The organism is Mycobacterium sp. MS1601 (assembly GCF_001984215.1).
Lineage (GTDB): Bacteria > Actinomycetota > Actinomycetes > Mycobacteriales > Mycobacteriaceae > Mycobacterium.
This window is the reverse complement of record NZ_CP019420.1, coordinates 4,482,413-4,494,184: the sequence shown is the minus strand read 5'-3', so window position 1 is coordinate 4,494,184 and position 11,772 is coordinate 4,482,413. Positions and strand designations below refer to the sequence as shown.

The window sequence follows — 11,772 nt, the reverse complement described above, 5'->3', positions numbered from 1 at the left end:
GACAACCGTAAGGAATACATCATGGACGATGTTCTCGACCTCTCACTCGATGAGCTGCTCACCACCACCCGCGCGGTGCGCAAGCGGCTCGACTTCGACCGTCCGGTCAGCCGACAAACCATCGAAAGGTGTCTGCAAATCGGTTTCCAAGCCCCGAGCGGAGAGAACCTGCAAGCCTGGGGCTGGGTAGCCGTCGACGACCCCAAAATCCGCGCCCAGATGGGCGATATCTACCGCGCCGGCGTGGACACCTTCGTCAAGGAATCCACGCAAGCAGCCGACGATATCGACGTCAAGGACCTGGTCGAGAGTTACGATCAGTCCCAGGCCAAAGATGAAGGACCCGTCGCGCGTATGGGTATGGAAGTCACCGATGCCGCTGGGACAAGCAAGGTGTGGGAATCCTCGTTGCACCTCTATCACCACATCCAAGAGGCCCCGGTTCTGGTAGTACCCCTCCTGAAAGCGCGCTTCGACACGTTCAGGCTGTTCGAAGCTGCGTCGGCCTGGGGCTCGGTGCTTCCCGCCGCGTGGAACTTCATGCTCGCACTGCGGTCACGCGGCTTGGGTAGTACCTGGACCACCGGCCACCTGTGGTGCGACAAAGACATGACCGACCTTCTCGGTCTGCCCCCGACAACACCCAGGTCGGGCTTTTCCCCGTCGCCTACACAAAAGGCACCAGCTTCAAGCCCGCACGCCGCGGGCCGGTGCAGGATGTCCTGCATTGGAACGGCTGGTAGGGCCGAAAGCCTGAGCTGTGGTCGAGGAACACAGTAGCGACCTACTCGCTACTGTTTGCCTCGACCACACCGACCGAGGAACACCCAAGTCATGCCGATCTCCCAACGCATCCCCGATGGCCGTCAGCCGTGCTTGAGGACAACCTTGCCGAAGGCCATCCCTGTTTCCAGGTAGCGATGGGCCTCGGCGGCCTCCCCAAGTGGGAACGTTCTGTCGATGACCGGCGGCCTCACACCATGTCCGCTGATCAGATCCAGTAACCCGCGCATATCCGCGGTGCTTCCCATCGTCGTCCCGATCAGCTGATACTGGCCGAAGTAAAAGGGGCGGATCTCCAAGGTGGCGTTCAGCGCCGCAGACGATCCCAGCACGACGCAACGACCGCCCGGCCGAAGGCACGCAACCGATTCCGACCACCGTCCCACCGGGTCGAGCACCACGTCGAAGCCTTGCTGGCCGTCGGTCAGGTCTCGGGCATTGGCCACCCAGTCTGCCCCAGTGTGTGAGATCCCTTCTTTCGCACCGATTTCGAGTGCCGAAGCGATCTTGCCGGGGCTGTCGGACGTGACCACCACCCTGGCCCCGATAGCAGTGGCGAGACTGACAGCCATTGTTGCCACGCCCCCGCTGGCGCCAAGGACCAGCAGCGACTCACCCGCCCGCAAGCGTGCGCGGTCGAACAGCGCTCGATACGTCGTGATACCCACCAGCGGCAGTGCCGCGCACTGCTCGACGCTCCACTTGGCCGGGGCCGGAACCACGCAGTTCTCCGGCACGCTGACGCGCTCTGCGTAGGTACCAGGACGGCAGTCACCGAGAATCTCCCAGTCCCGGGCTGGCGCACTCTGGCTGGATCCCCAGAACAGCGACGGAACGATCATTACCCGCTCGTTGGTGTCGCGCCGGTACCCGCATCCATCGGCACCAGGCACGTGCGGCAGCGGCGAGCTGTACACCCCCTGACGAACCAAGACGTCATGCCAATTCAACGCACTCGCCGCCAGGTCGACCTCAACCCAACCAGGACGCGGATCTGGATCCGGAAACTGGCCGAGGCGAAGGACATCTGCCCTCCCGTACTCGCCCATCACCACAGCCTGCATACTGTCGCCTCCTCAGGCTATCGAACGCCCGCGCCGTGCCGACGATGCGACCAGTGCACAGCACTGACACCTGCCTCAATCAACACAGGCACTGGGTAGCAAGGGGTTTCGTGTTCAAGACTGCATCAGCGCTCGGAGGCCTCGGCCCAAACCCCAAGCGGCGCAACCCGACGGACGCCGGAGCGGCAGCCGTATACCAAATGATCAAGTGGTGCGGTCCCTGGCCGTATCCGCAGCACGGTGACTGGCAACGTTGCCCTCTCGCCATAGCCAGAACCCACCCGAGGTCACAGTCAACAACTACCGACAACGGTTGGTGTGGACCGGGCAGAAGCCGCTACCCAGCCGCACCATCGACAATCGCCCCCACGCGTACACCGGACATGACAAGCACAGCCCCGCCGGCGCGAACTGCGACCGATGGACCTACGCCCTTCCGAGGCTGCGGTACACCTCGGCCAAGAGCTTGGCCGTCCGCCCGTCGCCAACAGTTCCCTGCCCGAGGCGGTTCATCGCGTACGCGAAGGTCATCCGAGCTTCGGGGTCGTTGACCACCAGAGATCCGCCCCAACCGCCCCAGAAGATCGCCCGGTGTCCCGCCGTGAAAGGCATCCCCTCCGTGCTTACTGCGTATCCGAGCCCAAACTGAACCGGAATCCCGAGCACGTGATCGACCCCCGAAGACAGTTGCCGCCAAGCTTGGCGGCAACCTTCCTCCGACAAGATTCGGACGCCGTTGACCTCGCCCCCCAGCGACATCACCGATTGAATCTTGGCTACAGACCGAGCATTACCGTGCCCATTAGCTCCAGGAACTTCGGAGTGCAGCCACCCATCGTGTGTCATCCACTCGACGGTCGGCGCCGGATTGGTTGTAGTTCGGAACATAATGGAATTCGGATCGAGCTCGTACTCGACGGGCTCAGGTGCAACCAGTCGCGCAACGCGCACATCGTCTGAAGAGTCAATTCCGATCTGAAAGTCAGCCTGCAACGGCTTCGCGATGCGGGCGTCAAAGAAGCGCCCAACTGAAGTTCCCGTGATCCGCCGAATCACCTCGCCGACCAGATACCCGAAGGTGAGCCCGTGGTAGCCCGATGCGGTACCCGGCTTCCACCACGGCTCCTGCGCCGCGAGCCGCGAGCACGCGAGATCCCAGTTGTACAGATCGTCCTCACTCATCGGTAAGTCCCATCCAGCCAAGCCTGAGGTATGACTGAGCAAGTGCCGCACCGCGATCGCATCCTTACCAGCGGCTGCGAACTCCGGCCAGTAGCGCGCCACCGGGGCATCCAAATCCAGCTCTTTGTCATCAGCCAACACCAATGCGCACAGCGCCGTCATCGTCTTGGTCGTAGACATGGTGGAGACTATGGTGTCCGCCGTCCACGGTGTCCCTGCATCGCGGTCCGCCAGGCCGCCCCATAAATCGACAACCGGTGTCCCATCGACGAACACGGCAACCGAGGCTCCGACCTCGCCGGCATCGAACAACTCTTCAAAAACGGTCTGAACACCGCTAAAAGCGTCCTGACACGTGCCGCCGACTCGGCCCATCGCCCCTTGTCTCCTCACTGCGACGACCATGGACGGTCTCGCTCAGCGTTGACGCTATGAACTGGACCGGGGTTGGGCTCGGTCATTCCGGTGTCGGTTGTAACCGCCTACAACGATTCGGGTTCGCCGCGTTTTCTTCCCCCAACGCGCACTTTAGATGAGCGCGGCGGCTTTACCGAAGAACCCTCGACGAGTCAACCGAAATGCCCCAATCGATACGTTCAACGGACGTGATTTTCACCGCAGAACCGCCGTGATGTGTCGGCTAGCACGTTTGGCCGCCAGTCCGAGACGCGCATTGAGAACCAACCCTCTTCGCGCTTTCCCGATCGTTCCCGACCCAGAGGACGCAGATGAGCCCAGCGCCTAAGCCCAAGTGCGACAAGAATGCCTCCCCGCGTTGCACCAACCCGAGAAGGTTCGCTGCCAGCTGGGGCGCCCTGCGCACCTTGACCCGCAGCGTCGCAGTGATGGCCACGACCGCGATTCTTGCGCTCGCGATGGTCGCGGTCTCACACACGCAAACCGCGAATGCCGATGATTGCCCGCCAAACATCGGCTATCAGCCCGAGTGTCAGTACCGACCGTTCTACACCCCACCGGCGCCACTCCCCCGGGTGTTCCCGGAGACATCATCCGCACCGAACCGATGCGCGCCGTACTCGACCCCGCCGGACACGGCAACTACTCGGCGACCGCCACCCGCATCATGTACCAAAGCACCAACTTGAGAGGTGAGCCGGTTGCAGTCACCGGGACCTACTTCGAACCGGAACGGCCCTGGCCGGGACAGGGTCCGCGACCACTGATCGCCTTCGCACCGTGGGCGGCCGGCTTGGGAGACCAGTGTGCTCTGTCTCGCTTGATCGGGGAGGGAGGCATGCACTACGGCGGCTACCTCGACTTCAACGTACTGTTCGAACAAGGCTTCTGGGCAACCATGCTGGACCGTGGATTCGCCGTGGTCCTCTCCGACTACCAGGGCGTGGGAACCTACGGACCCCCGACCGCTGGCATCCGCATACCCACCGCACGAGCGGTGATCGACTCAGCCCGAGCTGCCCAGCGACTGCCGAACACCTCGCTGGATCCGAACGGCCCCGTGGCCTTCTGGGGCTACAGCCCTGGTGGCGCAGCATCCGGCGCTGCTGCAGAAATGGTGGCTAGCTACGCCCCCGAATTGAAAGTCGTCGGATCGTTTGTAGGAGCCCCCATCGCCAACCCAGCTCTGTCGGGACCACACTTGGATGGATCAATGTTCGTCGGAACCATGGGTTTTGCACTGAATGCCTTCATCGCAGCCTTTCCTGAAGCCGACCAGGGGCTCAGGGCCACACTCACGCCCCGCGGCGCCGACTTCCTGGCAAAGACCCGCTACAGCTGCACAGATGAGGTGCTCATGAAGTTCATGTTCCGTCACCTACAACCCTACTTCAACCAGGATCTACTGCAGCTGTTCGGATCTGAACCCATCAAATCGGCGTTCGCCGCGGAAAAGCTGGGCTCTCTGAAACCCAACGCTCCAGTCTTCATAGATATCAACAGGTTTGATCCCGCTGTTCCCTGGGTCGGAGCCCGCCAACTCGCCGCCGACTGGTGCGGCCAAGGCGCCGACGTCCAATTCTGGACCAACGAACAACCCCCGTTCCTCAACAAAACCCACATCAACAATCTGCTCACCTACTACGTCGACGGCGAGCGCGGAATCCAGTGGATCACCGACAGATTCAACGGTGTGCCCACCACACCCAACTGCAACGCTCTGCCACCCTTCGAGCTACCAAGTTAAAAACGCCCGAATGTCGAACTTGGTGCGGTCCCGCCGGCGTACTGGAGGTGACTACTGCCAAACCCTGCCACCACGCTGTCAGCCGAAAGCATCGCGGACCACGAGCACGTCCACCATCGACGTTGCTTGGCGAAATCCAGGATGCGCAGCGTGATCGAACACGGCGTCAACCTCACCAAGTGACGGCGCGGACTGGCCATCCGCCAAGGCAACCGCACCGCCGTCAACCGCGGCGGAGCGGGCCGTCTTCACTCACAGGCGAGCACAAACGACCCATGGGAGGGATCTATGAGTAAAGAACGGGCTGAGGGTTCCGTCCTGGAGCAGTTTCGGACTCTGCTCAACGCGGCACTAGTGGGGGCCGATGCGCCTCTAGCTACCTCAAGCATCGGCTCGAACACGAAAGAGGCGATCGCGCAAGTGGCAAAGAGCCATCCCGACGTATCCACCGAGATGATCGCTGCAGCATATGACGTATTCCGAGACGAACATCAGCGGCCAACTTTCCGCGGGTGACCAACCCCTGCGCGGAGAAACGCCAAGATCTGCACCTGGAGCGCACTACAGAAGTCATTCGTTCCAGCAGTGAAGAGGCCAGACAGCGGTGAGTTGCGCTGGGCTCGATGCGACTGGTTGCGCCACGGCGGAATACTCGCCAACCGTCCGTATTCGTTAGCTGACAACCGCTTTCCGCCAAACTAGGTTCGCGACTCGTCCAACACCAGTTCAGCACCCAGGCTGCCGGCCAGATCTGGCTGGCCGACATCACCGAGCACCGCACCGACGGAGGCAAGCTCTACCTGGGGTTGATGAAGCCTACGCCTCGGGTTCTTCCTCATGTTCGGCCGGCCAAGCGACTACGCCGATCGGAGCACCACAGCGACCACAGAATTTGTAATCCCACGCGTTCGGATGCCCGTTCGGGCATGACACAGATGGGATATCTGAGTTGCGATGCGCCGGCGCATGCGCCGGATCGACGCCGTCCCCCGAATCGGATGTCATGCGAGCCCCCCTCGTGCAACCCTCGGCCCAAGTGTCCCTCGCTCTCGACACCGGCGCACAACTTTGCGACATTCTTTCGAGCAACAGCCGGACCAAGCGTCATGCAGATCGGTGAGCGCATCGCCAGAGAACCCGACGCGGCTCGGCGACCGAGCGGTACCGTCGACCCGTGATCTCACTTCTGGCCAACCTCGGGTTGGATATCCCCGTGATCGCCGCCCCGATGGCAGGTGGGGCCACCACCCCGGCCATGGTGATCGCCGCCGCCGGCGCGGGCAGCGTCGGCTTTGTGCCCGCCGGCTACAAATCAGCCGAGGCACTGCAGTCCGACATCGCCACCGTGCGGCAGGCGTCAGTTCCTTTCGGCGTCAACGTCTTTGCGCCTAATCCGATACCCATCAGTCTCGCCGACTACCAGGCCTATGCCGCGCAGGTGCAAAAGGAGGCCGACCGCTTCGGCCTCACCCTGCCCGTCGAACCCAAAGACGACGACGATGCCTGGGCCGCCAAGATCGACCTGCTGGTGGCCGACCCGGTGCCGGCGGTCAGCTTCACCTTCGGCCTGCCCGGTCGTGATGTCATCGCCAAGCTGCAGAAGCAGGGCACGGTCGTCATACAGACCGTCACCAACGCCGAGGAAGCCCGACTGGCCGCGGCGGCGGGCGTCGACTGGCTGGCCGTGCAGGCCAGCGTCGCGGGCGGGCATTCCGGCACACTGACTCCATCCCAACCCATCGCCGACGTCCCGATCGTCGATCTGATCACCCAGATCACCCACGCGGTGAACCTCCCGGTGATCGCGGCAGGTGGGCTCGTGACGTCGGACGCCGTCGCAGCCGTGCTACAGGCCGGGGCGTCGGCCGCCGCAGTGGGCACGCTGCTGCTGTTGGCCGACGAGAGCGGCATCTCAGCCACTCACCAAGCAGCACTGCAGGATCCGGCTTTCACCGAGACCGTTCTGACCAAGTCCTTCACTGGCCGGCCCGCCCGCGGGCTACGCAACAACTTCATCAACACCTTCGAAAGCCAAGCGCCGCTGGGGTATCCGGCGATTCACTACCTGACCAGCCCGCTGCGCAAAGCCGCAGCCGCCGCCGGGGTGGCCGATGACGTACACCTGTGGGCAGGCACCGGCTACCGGCAGGCCCGCAACGCGCCAACCGCGACCATCCTCACCGAACTGACGTCAGCGCTGTAGGAACCGTCTGCGTTTGGCGTCGGCCAGATTGATCTTCACGGATGTGCGGTGCGGGTGCGCCGAAACCCACAGCGCTAACACCCGCCGCGTGCGGACCGATGAACCACTAGACAGGTCAACATGTGTGTGACTGGCCCACGAGGCCGGTTTGCCAACAGGAGGAGACCCTGATGCTGGAGAAGACAGCCGCCACGACCGCTCTCGTCGGCGCACTGGCACTGGGAGGCATGGGATTTGCCGGCTCCGCGCAGGCGCACCCCAACCCCTGGATCCCCCAGCCGCCCGCACCGGGTGAGGTCGCCACACGGATAGGCGTACCTCCAGGGCACATCGGCCAGGTGGTGGGCGTCCCGCCTGGTCATTGGGACAAGCCCTGGAAATGGCTGAGTTGAGGATGACCTGCGTTTACACGGTCGCCGAGTTGGCAATCACAGCCCTGTGAAAGAGCAGGAACTGCTCGCCGACCGCTACCAGCTGCATGGTCTGCTGGGTTGCGGCGGCATGGCTGAGGTCTATGACGGCTGGGACAACCGGTTGGGCCGGGCTGTGGCGGTCAAGCTGCTGCGCCCCGGGATGGCTGCCCAGTCCGATGTCCGCGCGCGCTTCGAGAGCGAGGCCCGGGCGGCTGCCCCGCTGGCACATCCGAACATCGTGGCGATCTACGACTACGGCGAGCATGACGGAGCACCCTTCATCGTGATGGAGCGCCTGCCCGGTCAGACGCTTGCCGACGTCATGGACCGCGGTTCGATGCCGCCTGACCTGGTGCGACGAATGCTCGATGAGGTGCTGTCAGCGTTGGGCACCGCGCATACGGCGGGCATCCTGCATCGCGACATCAAACCTGCCAACATTCTGCTGTCCCGCGACGGCGGCAGCCTCAAAGTCGCCGACTTCGGCATCGCCAAGACCGGCGGTGCCGCACACACCATGACTGGACAGATCATCGGCACCATGGCCTACATGAGTCCGGCCAGGATCTCCGGCGCGCCGGCGTCGGTGGCCGACGACCTGTACGCCGTGGGCCTCATGGGGTTCGAGGCGCTGGCCGGCCGGTCTGCGTTCCCACACGACAATCCGGCCGCGCTGGCCCGCGCCATCATGGACGACCGGTTGCCGTCGGCCATGTCGCTGGGCGCTGACCCGGGGCTGGCCGCGGTGATCGACGGCGCGATCGCCGGCAACTTCACCTCGGCCGCGCAGATGCAGGCCGCCCTGGCCGGTGCACGGCCCGCCACCCGAGTGCTCGACCAACCGTTACCTGACATGGCCACCCAACTGGTACAACAACCGCGCCCGCGGTTGACCTCGAGGACCCGCAAAACACTTGCCGCAGCTGGTATCACGACCGCGGCAGTGGTCTCCGCCCTGGCCTTCGCGCTGGACACCGGCGACAGCACTCCCGCTCCCGAACCGGTGAGTACCAGCACTACGTTGCCCGCTCCCGCGGCCGTGGTTCCCCCGGCCACGGTGACACCCGTCAGCGAACCGGCCCCGCTGCCCGTCGTCGAGGGGCCCGCCGGCGGCAAAAAGCCCGGCAACGGCAACAACGGCAAACAGGGGCACGGTCAAGGCAAGAAGGGCGACTGACATCATGGCGGAGGTGAGTGTCTCCGCCGCCTTCGCCTCCGACAACGCCGCTCCCGCCCACCCGGCGGTCCTGGACGCGGTGGTCGCGGCCAATCAGAACGCCGCGATGTCCTACGGCGACGACGCCGTCACCGCCCGCGCCGCAGGGCTCATCCGAGAGACCTTCGACTCCCCGGACGCCGACGTGCTGTTCGCTCTCACCGGCACCGGCGCCAACGTCATCGCATTGGCAGCAGCCACCCGGCCCTGGCACGCCATTTTGTGCAGCGATGTCGCCCACTCGCTGCTGGATGAGGCAGGCGGCCCGACCCGGCTGTCCGGGGCCATGCTGACGGTGCTGCCCAGCGACGACGGATTGATCGATCCGGCATCGCTGGCCGCGCACGGCACTCGCCGAGGTTCGGTACACCACTCGCAGCCCAGCATCGTCACCATCACCCAGTCCACCGAGAACGGACGACTGTGGACACCGCAGGCCATCAAGCAATTCGTCGACCAGGCGCACGCACAGGGCCTGCTTGTCCACGTCGACGGTGCGCGCATAGCCAATGCTGTTGCCGCACTGGATGTATCACCGCTAGAAGCGGTAGGCGACGCTGACATCGTGACGGTTGGCGGCACCAAGAACGGACTGCTGTTCGGTGACGCCATCCTGGTGCGCAGACCCGAACTGTTCGACGGAATCCGCTTCGTGCAGAAGCAGATCGGCCATCTGCCGAGCAAGCATCGCTTCGTCTCGGCGCAGTTCGAAGCCCTGTTCACCGACCATCGCTGGTTGGACCTGGCCACCCACGCCAACACCATGGCGGCGCGGTTGAGCACCGGTTTCCGCAAACACGGCCTGACCCTGGACTCACTGACCGAAGCCAACGAGGTGTTCGTCGTCCTCGACCCCGATCTACACACCAAGCTGTCGGCCCGGTTCGCCGTCCACGCACCCGACCCTGCACGGCCGGTGTACCGGTTCGTCTGCTCCTGGGCGACCACAACCGCCGAGGTCGACGCCCTGCTCGACCTGCTCGGGTAACACCGCCACCAGTTCGTCCGAAACCCCTCCCGAGGGCGGCATCAGCAACTAGCGTCACGGGACGCAGGCCAGCGCAGCGTGAGGGAACGCTTTGGGATTCTTCTCATTCACCAGCAGTGCAAGCGCGTTGGCCGCTGCGCTCTGCATCTTTGCCGCGCCGGCGGTCGCCGAACCCTTCCCCGGGGCGCACATCGACTTCGGCGGCCTGCCTCGTACCTACGTGCTGCACGTGCCGCCTGGAGCGATCGACGGCTTGGTGATCAACCTGCATTCCGGCGGCAACACCGGAGCATCACACCAGGCGCTGACACATTTCGACGCCATCGCCGATGCACACGGGTTCGTGGTTGCCTACCCCGACGGCATCGACTTCAGCTGGGCCGACGGCCGCGGCGCCTCGATCCCCGACCGCCAGGGCGTCGACGACGTGGGCTTCATCTCGGCCCTGGTGAACCAGCTGGTTGCCCAGTTCGGCATCGACCCCGACCGGGTGTACGCCACCGGACTGTCAGCGGGCGCTTTCATGGCCAACCGGCTGGCGTGTGAGCGGGCCGATCTGTTCGCGGCCATCGCACCCGTCGACGGCACGCTGGGCACGAACTATGCGTGCGCACCGTCGGAGCCTGTTGCGGTGATGGCCACCCACGGCACCGCTGATCCTGTGGTGCCGTTCAACGGCGGCCCGATGCTGGGCCGTGGCGGCGGCAGCACCATCGTGCCCGCCCCCGCGATGGCCGACGTGTGGCGCAATCTCAATGGCTGCGCCCCGCCCACCGAGGTGCCGCTGCCCGACACCGGCGACGGCATGCGATCCTTCCGCTCCAGCTCGGACTGTGCCGACGAGACCGCGGTGGTCTTCACCCGGGTCGACGGCGGCGGCCATACCTGGCCCGGCGCCCCCACTGTGCTGTCAGTGCAACAGGTCGGGCCCACCACCCACGCCTTCGACGCCTCGGTGGACGCGGGTAACTTCTTCGCTTCACACTGGCGGTGACGCTCGACAGTCAGGAAGGACACACGTGTTCGTCGCGAATGTGTCGATGCTGTACGGCGACCAGCCGGTGCTGGAGCGTCCAGCAGCTGCGGCGGCCGACGGCTACCAGACCATCGAAACCTGGTGGCCTTTCCCGGTTTCGGTGCCCGCAGACGCGCAGGTGGCCCGCTGGGTCGAAGCTGTGCAGCAGTCCGGCGTGCGACTGCACGCGATGAACTTCACCTTGGGCGACGACGGCGAGCGTGGCATCCTCTCGCACCCGGCACGCGCTGCGGAGTTCGGCGAGCACTGTGACGTGGTGGCCGGGATCGTCAACACCCTGGGCATCCGGTTTTGCAACGCTCCCTACGGACTGCGTGACGGTAGCGACGCCGACACCGCGCTGGCGAACCTGGTCCTGGCGTCGTCACATCTGCAACCCCTGGGTGCGATGCCGATGCTGGAGCCGATGAGCGGCATCCCCGATTTTCCCCTGACCACCGCGGCGCAGGCCGTAGCCGTCATAGAGCAGGTGGGCGTCCCGGTGGGATTGCTGGCCGATCTGTACCACTTCGCTGCCAACGGTGAAGACATCGACGCCGTGCTCCGGACGCACATTCAGAAGATCGTGCATGTGCAGGTTGCGGACTTCCCCGGCCGCCACGAATTGGGTACCGGAACCCTGGACATCGACGGCTATCTGACGCTGTTGAGCAACTTGGGATATCACGGCGAGGTAGCGCTGGAGTACATCCCCGGCCGGTGATCCCGGCCACGATGACGGCG

The 11,772-nt window shown here is 64.6% G+C and carries 9 protein-coding genes and 1 pseudogene; 8 read left to right on the top strand and 2 right to left on the bottom strand.

Translation table 11 applies throughout. The features are described 5' to 3' along the window. The first annotated feature begins 21 nt into the window (after positions 1-21). Entirely contained in the window at positions 22-780 is a 759-nt protein-coding gene (locus BVC93_RS21725; RefSeq protein WP_442928970.1) for a nitroreductase family protein, read from the top strand. 86 nt (positions 781-866) lie between these two features. Here BVC93_RS21725 and BVC93_RS21720 read toward each other — a convergent pair whose 3' ends face one another. Next, the gene (locus BVC93_RS21720) at positions 867-1,847 is read right to left on the bottom strand and encodes a quinone oxidoreductase family protein (protein ID WP_083739274.1); all 981 of its coding nucleotides are present in this window, start codon (positions 1,845-1,847) and stop codon (positions 867-869) included. Between the two features lie 426 nt (positions 1,848-2,273). After that, complete coding sequence (locus tag BVC93_RS21715; protein ID WP_083739273.1) at positions 2,274-3,404, bottom strand: serine hydrolase domain-containing protein; 1,131 nt, start codon at positions 3,402-3,404, stop codon at positions 2,274-2,276. A gap of 470 nt (positions 3,405-3,874) precedes the next feature. On the opposite strand from BVC93_RS21715, the pseudogene BVC93_RS21710 reads away from it, so the two are divergent. From BVC93_RS21710 to BVC93_RS21675, 7 genes and pseudogenes are all read left to right on the top strand, one after another. After that, a pseudogene (locus tag BVC93_RS21710) lies at positions 3,875-5,193 on the top strand (lipase family protein). A 1,228-nt stretch (positions 5,194-6,421) separates the two neighbouring features. Next, complete coding sequence (locus BVC93_RS21700) at positions 6,422-7,396, top strand: nitronate monooxygenase (protein WP_236950475.1); 975 nt, start codon at positions 6,422-6,424, stop codon at positions 7,394-7,396. Positions 7,397-7,566: 170 nt separating this feature from the next. Then, positions 7,567-7,788, top strand: coding sequence for a hypothetical protein (locus BVC93_RS21695; protein ID WP_083741225.1), 222 nt, complete (start codon positions 7,567-7,569; stop codon positions 7,786-7,788). Positions 7,789-7,834: 46 nt separating this feature from the next. Beyond that, positions 7,835-8,986 carry a serine/threonine-protein kinase gene (locus BVC93_RS21690; protein WP_083739270.1) on the top strand — a complete coding sequence of 384 codons (1,152 nt, stop codon included), beginning with the start codon at positions 7,835-7,837 and terminating at the stop codon, positions 8,984-8,986. A 4-nt stretch (positions 8,987-8,990) separates the two neighbouring features. Then, complete coding sequence (locus BVC93_RS21685; protein WP_083739269.1) at positions 8,991-10,013, top strand: threonine aldolase family protein; 1,023 nt, start codon at positions 8,991-8,993, stop codon at positions 10,011-10,013. 91 nt (positions 10,014-10,104) lie between these two features. Next, positions 10,105-11,007, top strand: a complete 903-nt coding sequence (locus tag BVC93_RS21680) for an extracellular catalytic domain type 1 short-chain-length polyhydroxyalkanoate depolymerase (RefSeq protein WP_192860055.1) — start codon at positions 10,105-10,107, stop codon at positions 11,005-11,007. Between the two features lie 25 nt (positions 11,008-11,032). Beyond that, a complete protein-coding gene (locus tag BVC93_RS21675; RefSeq protein WP_236950057.1) occupies positions 11,033-11,752 on the top strand; it encodes a TIM barrel protein in 720 nt (239 codons plus the stop codon). Positions 11,753-11,772: the final 20 nt, after the last annotated feature.